Source organism: Actinoallomurus sp. CA-150999, from assembly GCF_050942425.1.
GTDB lineage: Bacteria > Actinomycetota > Actinomycetes > Streptosporangiales > Streptosporangiaceae > Actinoallomurus.
On record NZ_CP192063.1, the window covers coordinates 11,519,627 to 11,536,813 of the forward strand.

The following is a 17,187-nucleotide window of genomic DNA, read 5'->3' on the forward strand; positions in this document are numbered from 1 at the left end:
CGCCGAGCGGACCGTCCGGTGGGTTCGTCGCCTCACCGTTCCTTCCTCCACAGGGCCGCGGTCTGGCTGGTCGACTTGATCGTGATGGGCTCGCCCTGCGAGGCGGGCCACACCTGGATCAGGTACTCCTCTACCGGGTCGCCGTCCCGACGGGGGTCGCCGTCGTCGCGGTTGCGGCCGTGGACGCGCAGGCGGTAGTCGCCGGGGCCGGGCAGTTCCAGGCGTTGGGCCGGGTCGTCGCCGCTGCCCGTCGTCCCGGAGTCCAGGAACGCGGATCGCCAGGCGACCGAGACCTCGGCAACGTCCTGCCAGTCATCGGCGGCCGGCGGCGGAGCGTCGTCCCAGAGTTCGGCGGTGACGGCGATGTCACCGATCTCCTGTCCGCAGATGACGCATGCGCCGTCGCCGTCGGGGTCGGCGTCGACCAGGCCCGTCGTGGTCCAGTCCGGTTCGAACTCCGTCACCAGGTCCTCGCCGGCCAGGTCGACCGTGGACGCGTCCACCCACACCTCGGCGGAGGTTCGGCGGATCAGAGTCGGCATGGCACCGGATCCCTTCCTCGTACGAGAGTGGCCGCCGGACTCCGGGGCGACCGTTATTGGATGTTCAGCCTGATCGGATGGGCGGCGTCCACGGGGCAGGTGAAGATGCGGAGTTCACCGAAGCGGCCGACGACGATGTCGGGGCCGTCATTGCTGCTCTCCATGGTCAGGAACAGCCGCATGCGCGCGCCGCAGGAGCAGTCGATGGGGATTAGGTCGGTGAGGTGCCAGCTGGGCCAGCCGCCGACCTTCCAGCCGGGGCGGCACGCCAGGCCGCGGTGGTACTCGATGCCGCGTGCGTCCGCCCAGCGGCAGCCCTCGTCGTAGAGGTCTTCGGGCAGTTCGTCCACAGCCGGCAGATCGACGATCTCCTCCGGGTCGACGGCACAAGGTTCAGGGAGGTAGCCCTCGTCGGCTTGTTCCGGTCGGGGAGGGTTCAACACGGTCTCGACCGCGGATGACGACCGGTACCGCAGTTCGATCGTGGGTCCGAAGTAGTCGGGTTCGCTGTGGTCGTTCGGGCACCACAGCACCTGCAGGAGATCCATCCCGGTCGGCCAGTGGTCTCCCGGCACGTCCCGGGCGTAGAGCTGGATGACGGGGACCATCGGGACGCTGGGGCCGGAGGTGTCCTGCACCCCGCGGATTCTCTCCCAATTCGTCATGTCGAGCGCCGACGCGCCCGCCATGATCTCCGTCTGGATCCGGGCCTCCTCGTTCGTGAGCTCGTACCCCCGGCTCGGATTCCGACGGTGCCTTTCCTTCATGGCGCGGTCGATCCGCTGCCAGGTTTCGCGCTCCTCGTCCGAGAGCTTCTCCCGTACCTCCATCAGATGCGGCGCACGGCATTCCGGCCACGACTCGTCCTCCGGCCACAGCGGTGGTCCGCCGACGGAGCTGTCCCGGACACCGGGCATACCCTCCGTCGGTCTCAGCAGGGTCGCCGGACGGGCGTGGGGTGCGAACGCGGGAATGTCGGCGATCAGGGACTCAGCGGATGCCGACAAGATCGCAACCCTTTCAGTGGATTCCAGGCGGGCCCTGATCATGGCAGATGGCTCAAAGACCGGGATCAGAAGGTTCCCGCGGCTGGGGTGTCCGAGATGGGTGCGCGATCAGGGGGCGCGAAACGCACGGGTCGGCTCCCTAGCGTGCTCGGAGGCAGAGGGCCTCCGCACGTCGCGGATGGCCGTGGAAGGGAGCACCGAATGTCCGTGACAGGCGTGAAACGAGCGATCATCGGCACGGCGGCCGTCGCCGCCATCGTCGGCGGGGCTCAGGGGGTGGTCGGCGGTGTCGCCCAAGCATCGAGCCGGACCGCTGCGACACTGGCCGCATCTCAATGCACCGCCTCCACCGCGGGGGCAACGGCGTCCGGCAACTGCGGCAAGGGCCCGGCGAGCCAGTTCCGCCTGCACTGGACCTGTACGTCCCGGTTCGCCGGCATCGCCGGCTTCACTGCGTGGCAGAAGGCCCCGGGCAAGGTCACGTACGTTTGCAGCGCCGGTTATAGCGCCACGGCGGCCTACATCCAGACCCACTGACCTCAGCGGTCCGCGCCCGGCAGCCCGAGATGGGACCGGTCGCCGGGACTGGTCGCAGGGTTTCGGACCACTCGCCGTCGACTTCCCTCAGCCACTGGGGGGGCCGGTTGGTGACGCGGCGATGGTCCTCATCCGGCACCGGTGATACCCGCGCCACCCGCCCGGTATGAACAGGGCGGGTGGTACCGCTTGGTCAGGCCGGTCGGGTGACCTGGTTGAGGAGCGGCTCTCCGGCGGTGAACCTTCGGAGTTGCTCGGCGATCAGGCGTTCGGCGCGGGGATAGAACGTCGCGGAGCCGCCGCCCACGTGCGGGGTGATCAGCACGTTCGGTGCCGACCACAAAGGATGTCCGGCCGGGGGTGGCTCGGGGTCCATGACGTCGAGGGCGGCGCGCAACCGGCCTGACCTCGTCTCGGTCAGCAATGCGGCGGTGTCGATGGTGCCGCCGCGGCCGACGTTCACGATGAGCGCGTCGTCGGGCAGGGCGGCGAGCAGGCGGGCGTCTAGGAGGCCCGTGGTCTCGGCGGTCAGCGGCAGGGTGGACACGACGATGTCCGCGTGCGGGAGTAGGTCCGGTAGCTCGTCGACCCCGTGCACCGAATCGGTCGGGCGGGCGCGGCTGGCGACTCGGCGTATCTCCGTCTCGAAGGGCAGCAGTCGGGCCTCGATGGCGGCGGCGATCGAGCCGTAGCCGAGGAGGAGCACCCTCGAGTCGGCGAGCGAGCGGGTGAAGTGCGGCTGCCAGCGTTCCTCGTCCTGGTCGCGGATCCAGCGGGGCAGTTCGCGCTGTGCGGCGAGGATCAGGCCGAGGACGTGTTCGGCGACGCTCGCGTCGTGTAGGCCCCGGCCGTTGCACAAGGTGACGCCCGGTGGCACGTGCGGCAGCAGGTTGTCGACGCCGGCGCTGAGGCTCTGTACGGCCTCCAGTTTCGGCATCCGGCCCAGCGGTTCGAACGTCTCGGGCCCCTTCGCGTACGGCAGCACGTAGAACCGCACCTCGGACACGTCCGCCGGGGCCGGGCCCGTACCGTCGTAGATCTCGACGGTCAGGGAGTCCGGCCAGCCGCCCATCAGGTCGGCGACATGCGGCCAAGGTACGAGCGTGTCGGGTGGGACGCTCACTCGGTCACCTCCCAGGCACGAACCGGAGGGATCAGTGCTGCGGCGGCGTGCGACACGGCCAGCACCACGAATGCCGCCTCCTTCCCGCCGGTGGCTTCGTCCAGCCAGCCTATGACGGGGGTCCCGCCTTACCCGCTCCGGGCGGCCGAACGAGTTGATCAGCGCACTGTCCCACGGCTTGCTGACGGGCGTCTGCGGCTCATCTTCCGCGGAAGGTCAGGCGCTTGCCGTTACGATTCAGTGTCATGGCGTTCATCGTCACGTCACCTTTTGTTTCACTTACTGCGGGGAGCCACCATGCTGCTGGCCGAGGTTCAGTCGTCATCTGCTGATGTCGCCGACGCGGGGCTGGGGCTCGGTGTCGCGATCTTGACGATGGGCGATCGGCCCGCGGAGTTGACCGCGTTGCTGGAATCGGTTCTGGCGCAGCATGGGGCCGTCCCGCGGATCGTGGTGGTGGGCAACGGGGCGCCGTTGCCGCCGCTCCCGTCCGGAGTGCAGGGCGTCGAGATCGAGAAGAACCTCGGGATCTCCGGTGGCCGGAACGTCGCGCTGGCCGCGCTGCGGGAGCACGGAGACGTCGATGTGGTGATGTACCTCGACGATGATGGGCTGCTTCCCGAGCCGGCAACGTTCCAGCGGGTACGGCAGGCGTTCGCCGAGGATCCCGAGCTGGGCATCGTGAGCTTCCGGATCGCCGATGAGTCCGGTGCCACGCAGCGCCGTCACGTGCCTCGGCTGGGTGCGCGGGATCCGCTTCGCGGCGGTCCGGTCACCACGTTCTTGGGTGGCGGGAACGCCATCCGGATGGCCGTTGTTGAGCAGACCGGTGACTGGCCGGAGGCGTTCTTCTACGCGCACGAGGAGACCGACGTCGCCTGGCGCGCCCTGGATGCGGGCTGGCGGATCGACTACCGCCCTGACCTGCTGTTGCAGCACCCCCGCACCAGCCCGACGCGGCACGCGATGTACTTCCGGATGATCGCCCGTAACCGGGTCTGGCTGGCCCGCCGCCACCTGCCCGCCGTACTGGTCCCGGTCTATCTGGGCCTGTGGACGCTGGTGACGGTACTGCGCCGGCCACCGCTGGCCGGCCTGCGTGCCTGGGCGGGCGGTTTCACCGAAGGTGTCCGTACGCCGTGCGGGCCGCGGCGGCCGATGTCGTGGCGTACCGTCTGGCGGATGACCTCGCTTGGCCGGCCGCCCGTCATCTGAGCACGCCCTCGATGAGCCAGTACTTCCAGGTTGACGATCGTGTTCTGAGGCGATGCCACGCTGACGTCGCCGGCGACGGGACCAGCACAGAGGGCGTTCGTCCTGGTTCGGTGGGGTTCGGGTGGGGCATGGCCCGGTGAGGGTGTGGTCGGTCGCTGGGGCGGGTTCTCGGGGGAGGAATCGTGCTCGAGGTGATCGGGGCCGGGTTCGGGCGGACCGGCACGCTGTCGTTGAAGTTGGCGCTGGAGCGGCTCGGGTTCGGGCCGTGCCATCACATGATCGAGCTCATCGACAATCCGGAGCAGTTGGACCGGTGGTCCCGGGCGGTCGAGGACGGCGACGCGGACTGGGATGAGGTTTACCGCGGATATCGGGCCACGGTGGACTGGCCGGGGGTGGCGTTCTGGCGGCGGCTGGTCGCCTACTACCCCGCGGCCAGGGTGATCCTCACGGTCCGCAGCCCGAAGAGCTGGTACGAGAGCGCCTACGAGAGCATCTACCAGGCCACGTCGCAGTGGCCGGCGGATCCGCTCGGCGTACGCCGGCGGCGGTTCGTGCAGCGGGTGGTGTGGGACGGGGACTTCGGCGGGCGATTCGAGGATGCCGCGTACGCGAAGGCGGTGTTCATCGAGCATAACGACGCCGTACGGCGGGAGGTCCCGGGCGAGCGGCTGCTGGAGTTCCGCGTTCGTCAGGGCTGGGAGCCGTTGTGCGGCTTCCTCGGCGTGCCCGTACCCGATGAGCCGTTTCCCCGTACCAACGATCGGCAGGAGTTCGCCGAACGGGTCGCCCAGCGGCAGGGACGGTGAGGACACCCTTCGCGGTGACCTGGACCGCTTGACGCAAGATCGTTTGCTGCGCTTGGCTGCCTCGTCCCCCAGTGGAATGAGGTAGCAGTGAAGAAGACGCAGTTCGTTCTCGGCACGGCCGGTCTGCTGGCGCTGACGGCGTGCGGCACCGGCAGCCCGGTGGCGGGCAAGGTCGCGCAGACCGCTCCGGTCGCGCCGACGGTCCAGGTGACGGCCGACACGTACCGAAACTATGCCGACCTCGCCCGGCACGAGAAGGAGGGCCGGGACTACAAGCGGGTGCAGCGTACGGTGCGCGGCGCGAAGGTGGTGCAGATCGCGATCCACGGCGGGCTGATCGAGCCGCCGACCACGCAGCTCGCCGACTACGCCGCGAGTACCGGCCGCGACGACTACTACTCGTTCATGGGGATCAAGAAGTCGGGCAACCAGAAGCTGCACATCACCTCGACCCACTTCGACGAGCCGCGGGCGCTGAAGCTCGTGAAGGCTTCCAAGTACACCGTGTCCTGGCACGCCGCCAAGGGCGACCGGGCGGTGACGTACGTGGGCGGGCGGGACACCGCGCTCGTCAAGAAGATCATCAAGGCGCTGAACGCCAAGGGGTTCAAGACGGCGGTGCCGGCGTCGAAGATCGAGGGCCAGGATCCGAAGAACATCTGCAACCGGAACCAGCGGGGGAAGGGCGTGCAGCTGGAGATCAGTACGGCGCAGCGGAAGGCGTTCTTCAAGAGCGGGCGGCTGGACGGGGACTGGATCGCGAATCCGGCGCACCGGACGCAGGCGTTCTACGCCTACGCGAAGGCGGTCGACAGCGTCCTGGCAGGTCTCTGAGCCGTTCCGGCAGGTAGCCGTTCCGGCGGTCTCTGAGCCGTTCCCGCACGACGAGGCGGGGTGTCCGGAACCGGCCGACGAATGTGGCACCTCGGGAAGATCAACGGAGCGGCGCGTCCGGTTAGCATCGGGAGAAGAACGTTCGTTTTACATGTCGCCCCCTTACTGCCACGAAAGGGGGCGGCTCCGCACACGAGAGGATGCGCTCGTGCTCGAGGTGATCGGGGCAGGGTTCGGACGGACCGGCACGCTGTCGTTGAAGCTCGCACTGGAACGGCTCGGGTTCGGGCCGTGTCATCACATGATCGAGCTGATCGACGATCAGGAGCAGCTGGATCTGTGGTCGCGGGTGGCGGAGGACGGCACCGCGGACTGGGACATGGTCTACCGGGACTACCGGGCGACGGTCGACTGGCCGGGGGTGACGTTCTGGCGGCAGCTCGTCGACCACTATCCGGACGCGAAGGTGATCCTCACCGTCCGCGATCCGCGGAGCTGGTACGAGAGCGCCTACGAGAGCATCTACCGGGCCCGGTCGTTCGTGTCGCCGGGGAACCGGGAGCGGCGGGAGTTCGTGGGACGGCTGTTGTGGGACGGGGCGTTCGGCGGCCGGTTCGAGGACGCCGAGCACGCGATGGCGGTATTCACCGAGCACAACGACGAGGTACGGCGGGAGGTGCCGGCCGAGCGCCTGCTGGAGTTCCAGGCTCAGCAGGGCTGGGAGCCGCTGTGCGACTTCCTCGGCGTGCCGGTGCCCGACGAGCCGTACCCGCGCAGCAACGGCCGGCAGGAGTTCGCCGCCCGGGTCGCCGACCAGATGCGCAAAGCCGACTAGGTCAGCGGCCGCTGCGGGCGGAGCGCCAGCGGCTGGGGGACAAACCCTCCTGGCGCTGGAAGAACGTGCTGAAGTTCGCGGCGTCGTCGAAGCCGAGGCGTTCGGCGCAGCGCGCGACGGTCAGGTCGGTGTGGGCGAGGAGGCGCTTGGCCTCCAGCAGGATCCGCTGGTCGAGGAACTGCTTGGCACCCACACCGGCGGTTTCGCGGGTCGCGCGGGTCAGGGTCCGTACGCCGTAGCCGAGCGCGCGGGCGTAGTCGGCGACGTGGTGCCAGCGGGTGAAGTGACGCTCCACGGCGGCGCGGTAGCGGCGGAAGACCGTGTCGTCCTCGGCCGCGGCGAAGGTGCCCGAGTCGGCCGGGAGCACTCGCAGGGCGAGCGCCGCGAGCAGGTGGGCGAGCACTGGAGACGATGCCAGGCGCGGGTCCGCCACGGCCGCCGCGTGCTCGTACGTCAGGTGGTCCGCCGCTCGTACGCTCAGGTCCCAGGCGCTCTCGTCCAACTGCCAGCACGTCGGGGCGAAGACGTCCGCCGCTGCCCGGGCCGCGGGGCCGGCGGGCAGGAAGCCCTGCTCGAACAGCACCAGCGGGCCGTCGAGGTCGTCGATGTCGGTCCAGCGGTGGACGACGCCGGGCCGGATCCACACGACGCTCCGCTCCTGCAGGGCATGGTCGACGAAGTCGGCGGTGTGGTGTCCCACGCCCGACCGTACGAGGGCCAGGACGTGGAAGTCCGGGCGCTGCGGCCGGCTCCGCCGACGGCCCGCGTCCATCTGGCGCAGGCGTTCGAAGCCGAGCACCTCGACGCCGAAGCCCGCTCCGGGGGCCGGGGAGTAGCGGAGCTGCCGCACTCCGGGGAGCTGACCGGTTTCCACAGCAGTCACGCGCCTTTCGACCGTGTTTCCCTCCCACGACGACCGTAGCGTCGACCTTGCGATCTTGCAGTAAGGCCCCTAGCTGGAACAGCCCGGCTCGGGAGTGTGAGGAGAACACGGTGATGACGGAAACCACAATCGCGGTGACGGGCGGGGCGGTCGGCGTACGCAGGCGAGGAGGGGACGGGCCGGCGCTGGTCCTCGTGCACTACTGGGGCGGGTCCGCCCGTACGTGGGACGCGGTGGTGGAGCGGCTGCCGGCCGACCGCGACGTCGTCCGCTTCGACCAGCGCGGCTGGAGCTCGTCCCGGGGACTGCCCGGCCCGTACGGCCTCGATCGGCTCGCCGGCGACGTCATCGACATCGCCCAGGGTCTCGACCGTTACGTGCTGGTCGGGCACTCGATGGGAGGCAAGGTGAGCCAGCTCGCCGCCGCCCGACGTCCTTCGGGACTGGCCGGGGTGGTGCTGGTGGCGCCCGCGCCGCCGCGACCGCCGGCCACGGTCACCGCCGAGTATCAGGGGTTCCTCGCGCACGCGTACGACTCGCCGGAGGCCGTCGAGCAGTCGCTCGACCAGGTGCTGACCGCCACCCCACTGGATCCGGCCGTACGGGAGGCCGTCGTCCGCGACAGCATGGCGGCCGACGCCGCCGCGTATCGGGAGTGGCCGCTGCACGGCATCGCGGCGGACGTCACGGACGCTGCCGGAGCGATCGACGTGCCCGTCCTCGTTCTGGCGGGTGAGCATGACCGGGTCGAGCCACCTCAGGTCCTGCGCGATCATCTGCTGCCCTGGATCCCCCATGCGCGGCTCGACGTGATCCCCGGTGTCGGGCACCTGCTGCCGTTGGAGGCGCCGGGAGCCGTCGCCGCGGCGCTGGAGGGCTTCGCCGCCGACCTCGCGCGGTGAGACAGCCGGTCGGTGTGTCACGGCCACCGACCGACCTCATCCGGCCCGACGCTCGGTCAGGCCCCGATGACGCTGTTGATCCAGTCGCGGTAGTAGCCGATGCCGGTGTAGATGTCCGGGGCTCCGCCGCAGGTGTCGCTCACGCCGCGGCTGTCGACGCCCTGGAGGACCCAGCGCTGGTCGATCAGCGAAAGCAGCGGGGAGCCGGAGTCGCCGCCGCACGGGCCGCGGACACCCTCCGGGTTGTCGGCGCAGGTGTCACCGACGGCGATGCCGTACGCGTCGCTTCCGTTCTCGTCGACGTGGCACTTCGTGGTGTCGTCCGGAATGATCTTGGTGTCCAGCTGCTGGAGGACGGTCGGGAGCTTGCTCGGGTCGCCGATGTCGCTGTTGGAGGTGTACCCCCAGCCGATCTCCCGGACCTTGGTCCCCGGTTCGGGAAGGACGGTGGCCATCGGCACCGTCTTCTCGGTGACCGGCGCGGTCAGGTGCAGGAGCGCGACGTCCTTACCGGTGACCTTGTCCGGGTAGAAGATCCAGCCGGGGTGCAGGACGATCTTGTCGAGCTTCGCGATCGTGCCGCCCGTGGTCCGGTCCTTCGAGCCGATCCGGACGTGGAAGATGGTCGGGTCCATGGGCTGGGACGGGGTCGTGTCCGAGCCCTCCGTGGACACGCAGTGGGCCGCGAGGACGACCCACTGCGGCTTGATCAGGGCGCCGCCGCACCGGTGGGAGTCCGGGTTGCCGTTGCGCAGGTACTCCAGCGAGACCATGAACGAGTACGTCTGGTCGGCCGGGCTCCCGCCGACGATCTTCGGTGAGGGGTCACCGCTCGTGGGGGCCGCCTGCGCGGCGCCGGCGGTGGTCAGCGCGCCGGTGAGGACCGCTGCCGTCGCCACCACGCGGGCGAACAGCCGTCGTCGGCCGCCGGAGGAGGCGTTCGAAGCCGAGGTCATGGGGGGTTGACTCCTGTCCGTTTTATCCGTTGACACTGGTCGTCATCGCCGGACGGTACCGACTTCGGACAGGTAGTTGATCTTGGAACCGGTGTGATCATCATCTCAGCGCGAGCGGGCTCCGATGGCTCGGCGGCGCCGCGGCGTACGCGCCGAGACCTCGGCCGCCGTCAGCGCGCGCGAAGGTAACTCAGCTCGCGGAAGTTCTCCTCGTACCGCTCCAGGAGGCGGCGGGCGACGGTGACGGAGTCGACGAGCGGGTGGGTCGCGAGGGCGCGCAGCGCGGCCGGGCGGGAGCCGGTGGTCGCGGCCTCCAGGACGGCGCGTTCGACCGCCTTGATCGTGGTGACCAGGCCGAGCTGGTGGTCGGCGAGGGGCGCGCAGGTGACGGGGCGGGCACCGTTGGCGTCGACGACGCACGGGACCTCGACCACGGCGTCGTCGTCGAGACCGGGCAGGGCGCCGCGATTCCGCACGTTGAGGATCAGGGTGGTGCGCTCGTCGTGGGCGATCGCGCGCATGAGGGCCAGGGCGACGTTCTCGTACCCGCCGGACTCCAGGTCGCACGACTCGCGCTCGCCCGCGCCGGCGGCCTCGCGGTTCTCGGCCATGTAGGTGGTCTCGCGGGCCATCCGGGTGGTCTCCCAGGCCTCGAGCGCGGAGCCGGGCGAGTCGGGCGTACGGGCGTAGAAGTCGCGCTGCTGGTCGAGGACGAGAGCGCCGCGCGTGCGCTCCGCGTTCCGGACTGCGGCGACCGCGTCGCGGTCGAAGTAGTAATAGTGCAGGTACTCGTTGGGGACGGCGCCGATGGCCCGCAGCCACTCCCCGCCGAACAGTCGCCCCTCCTCGAATGACGCGAGCGCGGCATCGTCGACGAGCAGGTCGGGCAGCACGTCGCGACCCTCGACGCGGACCGCGCGCAGCCAGCCGAGGTGGTTGAGGCCCGCGTAGTCGAACCAGGCGGTGCCGCCGTCGACGCCCAGCGCGGCGGCGACGCGGCGGCCGAGGCCGACCGGGGAGTCGCAGATGCCGATGACGCGGTCGCCGAGGTGGCGGGACATCGCCTCGGTGACCGTGCCGGCCGGGTTGGTGAAGTTGATGACCCAGGCGTCGGGGGCGCGTTCGGCGACGCGGCGGGCGATGTCGACCGCGACCGGGATCGTGCGCAGGCCGTACGCGATGCCGCCCGCGCCGACGGTCTCCTGGCCGAGCACGCCCTCGTCGAGGGCGATTCGCTCGTCGGCCGCGCGGCCGGCGAGCCCGCCGACGCGGATGGCGGAGAACACGAAGTCGGCGCCGGTCAGGGCCTCGTCGAGGTCGGTCGTGGCGGTGACCGTCGGCGCGTCCGCGTGCCCGGCCGCCTGCTCGGCGAGGACCTGGCGGATCACGGCCGTACGGGCCGGGTCGAGGTCGTGCAGGACGACGTCGGTGACGCGGCCCTTGCCCCGGTCGGCCAGGAGCGCCCGGTACACCAGCGGCACCCGGAACCCGCCACCGCCCAGAATGATCAGCCTCATACCTCCGGCACCCTACGCGGGACGGCGGCCTTCGCGATCTTGTCTGGGCACGACACGGATGATGATCACATTGCCTCGTAAGCCGACATTTTGTAACTGGGGTTAACTATGGTGCTTCCGAGATAGAAGTTTCTTATCCCCCGTTAGGAGCATTCAGGGTGAAGAAGGTGCCCACCGCCCTCTTGATCGCTGGAGGCGTCGTCACCGCCTCCGCCGTCGCCCTGGCCGTCGGAGTCGGCGGGCCGACGGCCCACGTCGAGCGCACCGGCGCCCAGGCGCCCATCCGCACGGCGCCCCAGGGAACCGCCGCCACGACGGCGATCGCGCCCAACGCCTACACCGTGAAGATCGTCGGGCAGTACCAGAGCAAGAACTCCTGGTGCGTGCCGACCGCCAGTTCGATCAGCCTCCGCAGCTTCGGCATCACGGTGCGCCAGACCACCCTCGCCAAGAAGATGGGGACCACCAGCAAGGGCACCTGGGCCAAGACCGCCATCCCGGTGCTCAACTCCTACGTCAGGTCGAAGACGAGCACCTACCGCGTCGGCGACGACATCAGCAGCGGGTCGAAGCTGATGAACCTCGTCGCCAACGACGTCGGAGTGCTGCACCGGGCCACCGTCCTGGGCGTCTGGATCGACGACCTGCCCTGGAGCGGCAAGGGCTGGAAGAACAACACCGGACACGCGATCGTCGTCTACGGCTACAACAGGTCGAAGGGCACCATCACCGTCTGGGATCCGTGGAAGATGACCAACGGCAAGAAGACCGGCGGCACCCACGTGATCAGCGCCAAGAAGCTCGCCGCCGTCTCCCAGAAGGGCGGCCTTTACTACATCATCCACCGGGTCCTCTGACGTCCGTAGGTCCCGTGGGGAACTCCTCGACGCCGAGCACCCGCAGCAGCTCCAGCCGCTCGCGGGTCTCGGCGTCCGCCGCGGTGAGCACCAGCAACTGCTGACGCTGGTCGGGAGTGACCAGGGTCTCGCAGTCCAGCAGCAGGCGGCCCACCCGCGGATGCAGGACCGTCTTGCGGTCGGCGCGCCGGACCGCCACCTCGTGCTCGGCCCAGAGCCGGCGGAAGTCGGCGCTCGCGGCCTGCAACCGGTCGACGAGTCCGGCGACCGTGGGGTCACCGGACCGGCGGCCGGCGACCGCGCGCAGGTCGGCCACGAGCTGACGGGCGTAATACTCCTGCTCCTCGACCGGGCAGACGGCGCGGGCGGCGGGATCGGTGAACCAGCGGTAGACGACGTAGCGCCGGTCGCCGGAGAAGCCGGTGTGGTCGCCCGTCAGGAGGACGGCCGCCCGGTTCTGGGCGAGGACCTCGCCCAGGTTGGACAGCACCAGGGCCGGGGTGTCGCCGAGCAGGTCGAGCATGCGCATCAGGCCGGCGCGAGCCAGGCGGGCCACCCCATCGGCGGGCGGTGGCCGGTGACCGGCCATGTGGAACAGGTGGTCGCGCTCGTCGTCGGACAGCCGCAACGCCCGGGCCAGCGCGCCGAGCAACTGGGTCGAGGGCTGACTGCTGCGCCCCTGCTCGAGGCGTACGACGTAGTCCACGGACATGCCGGCGAGCATCGCCACCTCTTCCCGGCGCAGGCCGGCGGTGCGGCGGCGAGGACCGTCGGCGATGCCGGCCTCGGCCGGGCGGATCCCCTCGCGACGACGGCGCAGGAAGTCGGCGAGCTCGTCACGCTGCATGGCCCTATGCCCCCTCGCGACGACGGCGCAGGAAGTCGGCGAGCTCGTCATGGCCCCATGCCCCCTCACGGCGGCGCGGGAAGTCGGCGAGCCGGTCACGCTGCATGGCCCCATGGTCCCTCGCGGCGGGCGCGCCCATCCAGGGAGCGGCTCTCCCACGATGAACGCTCCGCTTCCGCGCGTCCCGGCCCTGGCGCAAGGTCGGGGGACGACATCGAGAAGAGGGAGAACGTGATGCAGACACGGACCCTGGGCCGCACCGGACCGGCCGTTTCCGCGCTGGGCCTGGGCGCGATGGGCATGTCGGGCGCGTACGGCCCGGCCGACCGCGCGGAGAGCATCGCCACCGTGCACGCCGCGCTGGAGGCCGGCGTCACGCTGATCGACACCGGCGACTTCTACGCCATGGGCCACAACGAGTTGCTGCTCGCCGAGGCGCTGCGCGGCCGGGATCGGGACGGCTACGTGCTGAGCGTCAAGTTCGGCATGCTGCGGGGGCCGGGGCCTGAGTTCGGCGGGCAGGACGGCCGTCCCGAGGCGGTGAAGAACTTCCTCGCCTACTCGCTGACCCGGCTGGGCACCGACCACGTCGACATCTACCGCCCCGCGCGGCTGGACCCGGCGGTGCCGATCGAGGAGACGGTGGGTGCGATCACGGAGATGGTCGACGCCGGGTACGTACGGCACATCGGGCTCTCGGAGGTCGACGCGGCGACGATCCGCCGGGCGCACGCCGTGCACCCGATCGCCGACCTGCAGATCGAGTACTCGCTGATCTCCCGGGCGGTGGAGGCGGACGTCCTGCCCACACTGCGGGAGCTCGGCATCGGCCTGACCGCGTACGGCGTCCTCGGCCGAGGCCTCATCTCCGGGCACTGGTCCGCCGGGCGCACCGCCGGTCCCGGCGACGGTCGCGGCTTCAGCCCGCGGTTCTCCAGCGGGAACGTGGAACACAACCTCGCCCTCGTGGACGCCCTGCGCCGGGTCGCCGAGACCAAGGGGTGCACCGTCGCGCAGTTGGCCATCGCCTGGGTGGCCGCACAGGGTGAGGACATCGTGCCGCTGGTCGGCGCTCGCACCCGCGAGCGGCTGGCCGAGGCGCTGCCCGCGACCGAGCTGGACCTCACCGCCGACGACCTCGCCGAGATCGAGAGGGCGGTGCCGCCGGGCTCGGCGCGTGGCGACCGGTACCCGTCCAGGTTCATGTCCGACCTGGGCGTTGGGAACTGAGTCCGCGCAAAAGGTGACAAATAATGTGCGAAGTAGATTTAACCGGCTTTATGGACGTATAGGGCGCGGCTGCGACACGGCACGGGTGTGGTGACTGTCACCCAAGACGCAGACCAGGGTGTTCACTGGCACGGCTAATCTATATAACGATCAGGTCACGGACCGGTCGGCTGTCGGAACGGGCCACCCGGCCGTACCCAGAGTCCTCACAGCCACCGTCCAGGATGCGGAGAGTTTCGGGAGTTATCCCTAAGGAAAGAACGCGGCAAGGGGGGTGCGATGCGCAGATTGTTGTGTTCGGTGAGCGTGATCGTCCTACTGGCCGGCTGTGGCACGGCAACCGGGACGACACCCAAGGTCCCGGCCGATCGCCCGGCCGCACACCCGTACCCGACCACCAGCGCAGCGCCCACTCCCTCACCGGCCGCCAGCGCACCGACGCCGAGCGGCACGCCGACCGCCCAGGCCACCGTGTACGGCCGCCGGGTCGGAGCGCTGTTCTCCCACGACACCTCGGGAACCCACTTCTGCACCGCCAGCACGGTCGACAGCCCCAACCACAACATGATCATCACCGCCGCGCACTGCCTGCACGGTGGCAAGGACAGTGACTACGCCAGCGATCTGGTGTTCGTCCCCGGCTACCGCGACGGGAAGGCCCCGTACGGGATCTGGAAGGTCCGCACGCAGCTCGTCGACACCCGCTGGGCGAACGGCTCCGACGAGGACCTCGACGTCGGCTTCGCGGTGCTCGAACCCCTGAACGGCAAGAACATCGCCGACGTCGTCGGCGCGAACACACTCGCCATCGACGCCGGCTTCCGCAACGTCGTACGGGTCACCGGCTACCCGATGCGGTCCGACAAGCCGATCACCTGCGTGAACTCCACGACCAAGGAGGACACCTACCAGGTGCGCTTCGCCTGCAACGGGTACTTCCCCGGCACCAGCGGCAGCCCCTGGCTCACCGGCTACGACCCGAACACCCGCGTGGGAAAGGTCGTGGGCGTGATCGGCGGTCGCGACGAAGGCGGCGACGAGGACGACGTCTCCTACAGCTCCTACTTCGACGGCGACGTCAAGCACCTCTACGACGAGGCCGTACGGGAGAGCACGTCCCGGTAGGCAAAGATGGGGCCATGAACGTCGACGTCATCGTCATCGGGCTCGGCCCGGGCGGAGAAGAGGCAGCGGGCAGTCTGGCCGAGGCCGGGCTCGCGGTGGTGGGCATCGAAGACCGTCTCGTCGGCGGCGAGTGCCCCTACTGGGGATGCATCCCCAGCAAGATGATGATCCGCGCGGCCGACCTGCTGGCCGAGGGCCGCCGCATCCCGGGCATGGCCGGGGACGCGGAGGTCCGGCCGTCCTGGGCGCCGGTCGCACGCCGGGTGCGGGAGGCCACCGACAACTGGGACGACAAGGTCGCGGCCGACCGCTTCACCGGGAAGGGCGGCACGCTCGTACGCGGGAAGGGCCGCATCACCGGCCCGAACGAGGTCACCGTCGGCGACCAGGTCTTCCGCGCCCGCAAGGGCATCGTCATCGCCAACGGCACCGCGCCGTCGATCCCGCCGATCGACGGCCTGCGCGACACCCCGTACTGGACCAATCGGGAGGCGATCGAGACCACCGAGGTCCCCGAATCGCTGATCGTGCTGGGCGGCGGGGCGATCGGCGTGGAGCTGGCCCAGGTGTTCGCCCGATTCGGCAGCCGGGTGACCGTGGTCGAGGCCCTGCCCCGGCTGCTCGCCCTGGAGGAGCCCGAGTCCAGCGAGCTGCTGCAGAAGGTCTTCGAGAACGAGGGCATCGCGGTCCGTACGGGCGCGAAGGTCGAGCACGTCCGCCACGACGGCGACGCGTTCGTCCTGAACGGCGACCTGCGCGCCCAGCGGCTGCTCGTCGCCACCGGCCGCCGTACGGACCTGAAGGCCCTGGGCGTCGCGGCCGTCGGCCTGGACGAGAACGCCCGGTTCGTCGACACGGACGAGCGGATGCGCGCCGCCGACGGCGTGTGGGCCCTCGGCGACGTCACCGGCAAGGGCGCGTTCACACACATGTCGGTGTACCAGGCGCGGATCGTCGTACGGGACATCCTCGGCCAGGACGGCCCGCCCGCCGACTACCGCGCCGTGCCGCGCGTGACGTTCACCGACCCGGAGATCGGCGCGGTCGGCCTGACCGAGCAGCAGGCCCGTGAGCAGGGCATGGACGTGCGCGTCCACCACACCGACATCGCCGTGTCCGCCCGCGGCTGGATCCACAAGGCCGAGGGCTTCCTCAAGCTCATCGAGCACGACGGCTTCCTGGTCGGCGCGACGTCGGCCGGCCCGGTCGGCGGCGAGGTGCTCGGCGCGCTCGCGGTGGCGGTCCACGGCGAGGTCCCCGTCGAGCGACTCCGGAACATGATCTACGCCTACCCGACCTTCCACCGCGCCATCGAGGCCGCCCTGCTCTGACCACCCGCCTGCTACCGGCCGAGTAGTCCCTCGACGATGGCCCTGGTCTGCTCCGCGAAGTGAGGGTCGGTGTCTTCGAAGATCTCGATCGCCTTCCGAAAGCTCTCCCTGGCCTCATCGTCGCGGCCTTGCATCATGTAGAGGTTTCCCATGGTGTGATGCACGCCGCCCTCGTGATGCCGGTCGTTCAGGTCCCGGAAGATGACCAGGGCTCTTTCGCAGTATTCGAGCCCCTGCTCGAGATCGCCCCCTGCCCGGATGATCTGGGCGAGGGTCATCAGCGCAATCGCTTCCTCCCGACGCTCGCCGAGCTGCTGGAACAGGCGGGCCGCCTTCTGCTGGAAGTGCAGCGCCTTGTCGAAGCGACCGGTCATCTTGTAGGTCTGCGCGAGGTTGCCGTACGCGCGCCCCTCCCCGGCGCGGTCGCGTGTTCGCGTCGCGATGCGCGCGGCCGTCTGAAAACATGCGATCGCTTCGTCGTATTTCTGCCAGCCGGGAGAGCTCCCGCTCCCGTCCGGTGAAGGCCGGAACGTCTAACGGAAGCTGATCCGGCGGCGGCCGAGACTCGCCCTCGTCGGACAACCGCACATTGAGGTTCAGGTCTCGGCCGGCGGTGTAGGCGTCTCGTCCGGCATTG

At 70.1% G+C, this 17,187-nt stretch carries 17 protein-coding genes and 1 pseudogene; 10 read left to right on the plus strand and 8 right to left on the minus strand.

Going from position 1 to position 17,187, the window contains the following annotated elements; all coding sequences use genetic code 11:
* Window positions 1-32: 32 nt before the first annotated feature.
* Both ACQP2O_RS53370 and ACQP2O_RS53375 read right to left on the minus strand, forming a co-directional pair.
* Window positions 33-542 (minus strand): hypothetical protein, encoded by a 510-nt coding sequence (locus tag ACQP2O_RS53370; protein ID WP_433178187.1) that lies wholly within the window; start codon window positions 540-542, stop codon window positions 33-35.
* Between the two features lie 53 nt (window positions 543-595).
* The gene (locus tag ACQP2O_RS53375) at window positions 596-1,549 is read right to left on the minus strand and encodes a hypothetical protein (protein ID WP_433178189.1); all 954 of its coding nucleotides are present in this window, start codon (window positions 1,547-1,549) and stop codon (window positions 596-598) included.
* Window positions 1,550-1,750: 201 nt separating this feature from the next.
* On the opposite strand from ACQP2O_RS53375, the gene ACQP2O_RS53380 reads away from it, so the two are divergent.
* Window positions 1,751-2,086 (plus strand): hypothetical protein, encoded by a 336-nt coding sequence (locus ACQP2O_RS53380; RefSeq protein WP_433178191.1) that lies wholly within the window; start codon window positions 1,751-1,753, stop codon window positions 2,084-2,086.
* Between the two features lie 193 nt (window positions 2,087-2,279).
* On the opposite strand, the gene ACQP2O_RS53385 is transcribed toward ACQP2O_RS53380, so the two are convergent.
* Window positions 2,280-3,158 carry a 2-hydroxyacid dehydrogenase gene (locus ACQP2O_RS53385; RefSeq protein WP_433178193.1) on the minus strand — a complete coding sequence of 293 codons (879 nt, stop codon included), beginning with the start codon at window positions 3,156-3,158 and terminating at the stop codon, window positions 2,280-2,282.
* A gap of 348 nt (window positions 3,159-3,506) precedes the next feature.
* Here ACQP2O_RS53385 and ACQP2O_RS53390 point away from each other — a divergent pair, with 348 nt between their 5' ends.
* The 4 genes from ACQP2O_RS53390 to ACQP2O_RS53405 all read left to right on the plus strand — a co-directional run bounded on the left by ACQP2O_RS53390 (window position 3,507) and on the right by ACQP2O_RS53405 (window position 6,902).
* A complete protein-coding gene (locus ACQP2O_RS53390) occupies window positions 3,507-4,424 on the plus strand; it encodes a glycosyltransferase family 2 protein (protein WP_433178195.1) in 918 nt (305 codons plus the stop codon).
* A gap of 182 nt (window positions 4,425-4,606) precedes the next feature.
* Entirely contained in the window at window positions 4,607-5,233 is a 627-nt protein-coding gene (locus ACQP2O_RS53395; protein WP_433178197.1) for a sulfotransferase family protein, read from the plus strand.
* A gap of 87 nt (window positions 5,234-5,320) precedes the next feature.
* Window positions 5,321-6,067, plus strand: coding sequence for a poly-gamma-glutamate hydrolase family protein (locus ACQP2O_RS53400; RefSeq protein ID WP_433178199.1), 747 nt, complete (start codon window positions 5,321-5,323; stop codon window positions 6,065-6,067).
* A 208-nt stretch (window positions 6,068-6,275) separates the two neighbouring features.
* A complete protein-coding gene (locus ACQP2O_RS53405; protein ID WP_433178201.1) occupies window positions 6,276-6,902 on the plus strand; it encodes a sulfotransferase family protein in 627 nt (208 codons plus the stop codon).
* Window position 6,903: 1 nt separating this feature from the next.
* Here ACQP2O_RS53405 and ACQP2O_RS53410 read toward each other — a convergent pair whose 3' ends face one another.
* Complete coding sequence (locus ACQP2O_RS53410; protein ID WP_433178203.1) at window positions 6,904-7,785, minus strand: helix-turn-helix domain-containing protein; 882 nt, start codon at window positions 7,783-7,785, stop codon at window positions 6,904-6,906.
* A 113-nt stretch (window positions 7,786-7,898) separates the two neighbouring features.
* On the opposite strand from ACQP2O_RS53410, the gene ACQP2O_RS53415 reads away from it, so the two are divergent.
* Window positions 7,899-8,687, plus strand: a complete 789-nt coding sequence (locus ACQP2O_RS53415; protein ID WP_433178205.1) for an alpha/beta fold hydrolase — start codon at window positions 7,899-7,901, stop codon at window positions 8,685-8,687.
* 56 nt (window positions 8,688-8,743) lie between these two features.
* Here the strand turns inward: ACQP2O_RS53415 and ACQP2O_RS53420 are convergent, their stop codons facing one another.
* Together ACQP2O_RS53420 and ACQP2O_RS53425 are read right to left on the minus strand one after the other, a co-directional pair.
* On the minus strand, window positions 8,744-9,643 hold the full coding sequence (locus ACQP2O_RS53420; protein WP_433178206.1) for a S1 family peptidase: 900 nt from the start codon (window positions 9,641-9,643) through the stop codon (window positions 8,744-8,746).
* Window positions 9,644-9,813: 170 nt separating this feature from the next.
* Window positions 9,814-11,160: a 6-phospho-beta-glucosidase gene (locus ACQP2O_RS53425; protein ID WP_433178208.1), complete on the minus strand. Its 1,347-nt coding sequence runs from the start codon at window positions 11,158-11,160 to the stop codon at window positions 9,814-9,816.
* A 158-nt stretch (window positions 11,161-11,318) separates the two neighbouring features.
* Here ACQP2O_RS53425 and ACQP2O_RS53430 point away from each other — a divergent pair, with 158 nt between their 5' ends.
* Window positions 11,319-12,017 carry a C39 family peptidase gene (locus tag ACQP2O_RS53430; protein WP_433178209.1) on the plus strand — a complete coding sequence of 233 codons (699 nt, stop codon included), beginning with the start codon at window positions 11,319-11,321 and terminating at the stop codon, window positions 12,015-12,017.
* On the opposite strand, the gene ACQP2O_RS53435 is transcribed toward ACQP2O_RS53430, so the two are convergent.
* The gene (locus ACQP2O_RS53435; protein WP_433178211.1) at window positions 11,998-12,864 is read right to left on the minus strand and encodes a helix-turn-helix transcriptional regulator; all 867 of its coding nucleotides are present in this window, start codon (window positions 12,862-12,864) and stop codon (window positions 11,998-12,000) included. The two genes, ACQP2O_RS53430 and ACQP2O_RS53435, sit on opposite strands and share 20 nt — an antisense overlap.
* Window positions 12,865-13,098: 234 nt before the next feature.
* Here ACQP2O_RS53435 and ACQP2O_RS53440 point away from each other — a divergent pair, with 234 nt between their 5' ends.
* The 3 genes from ACQP2O_RS53440 (at window position 13,099) to ACQP2O_RS53450 (ending at window position 16,550) form a co-directional block, all read left to right on the plus strand.
* Complete coding sequence (locus tag ACQP2O_RS53440; protein ID WP_433178213.1) at window positions 13,099-14,094, plus strand: aldo/keto reductase; 996 nt, start codon at window positions 13,099-13,101, stop codon at window positions 14,092-14,094.
* A gap of 279 nt (window positions 14,095-14,373) precedes the next feature.
* Entirely contained in the window at window positions 14,374-15,219 is an 846-nt protein-coding gene (locus ACQP2O_RS53445) for a hypothetical protein (protein ID WP_433178215.1), read from the plus strand.
* Between the two features lie 14 nt (window positions 15,220-15,233).
* Complete coding sequence (locus ACQP2O_RS53450) at window positions 15,234-16,550, plus strand: dihydrolipoyl dehydrogenase family protein (RefSeq protein WP_433178217.1); 1,317 nt, start codon at window positions 15,234-15,236, stop codon at window positions 16,548-16,550.
* Between the two features lie 11 nt (window positions 16,551-16,561).
* Here ACQP2O_RS53450 and ACQP2O_RS53455 read toward each other — a convergent pair.
* Window positions 16,562-17,026: pseudogene (locus ACQP2O_RS53455) on the minus strand (tetratricopeptide repeat protein); the annotation flags it as partial.
* Between the last annotated feature and the right edge of the window lie 161 nt (window positions 17,027-17,187).

Coding starts and splice junctions, on each gene's coding strand:
- ACQP2O_RS53370 (WP_433178187.1), bottom strand. CDS start 542: ATGCCGACTCTGATCCGCCGAACCTCCGCCGAGGTGTGGGTGGACGCG.
- ACQP2O_RS53380 (WP_433178191.1), top strand. CDS start 1,751: ATGTCCGTGACAGGCGTGAAACGAGCGATCATCGGCACGGCGGCCGTC.
- ACQP2O_RS53385 (WP_433178193.1), bottom strand. CDS start 3,158: ATGGGCGGCTGGCCGGACTCCCTGACCGTCGAGATCTACGACGGTACG.
- ACQP2O_RS53390 (WP_433178195.1), top strand. CDS start 3,507: ATGCTGCTGGCCGAGGTTCAGTCGTCATCTGCTGATGTCGCCGACGCG.
- ACQP2O_RS53415 (WP_433178205.1), top strand. CDS start 7,899: ATGACGGAAACCACAATCGCGGTGACGGGCGGGGCGGTCGGCGTACGC.
- ACQP2O_RS53420 (WP_433178206.1), bottom strand. CDS start 9,643: ATGACCTCGGCTTCGAACGCCTCCTCCGGCGGCCGACGACGGCTGTTC.
- ACQP2O_RS53425 (WP_433178208.1), bottom strand. CDS start 11,160: ATGAGGCTGATCATTCTGGGCGGTGGCGGGTTCCGGGTGCCGCTGGTG.
- ACQP2O_RS53435 (WP_433178211.1), bottom strand. CDS start 12,864: ATGCAGCGTGACGAGCTCGCCGACTTCCTGCGCCGTCGTCGCGAGGGG.
- ACQP2O_RS53440 (WP_433178213.1), top strand. CDS start 13,099: ATGCAGACACGGACCCTGGGCCGCACCGGACCGGCCGTTTCCGCGCTG.
- ACQP2O_RS53445 (WP_433178215.1), top strand. CDS start 14,374: ATGCGCAGATTGTTGTGTTCGGTGAGCGTGATCGTCCTACTGGCCGGC.
- ACQP2O_RS53450 (WP_433178217.1), top strand. CDS start 15,234: ATGAACGTCGACGTCATCGTCATCGGGCTCGGCCCGGGCGGAGAAGAG.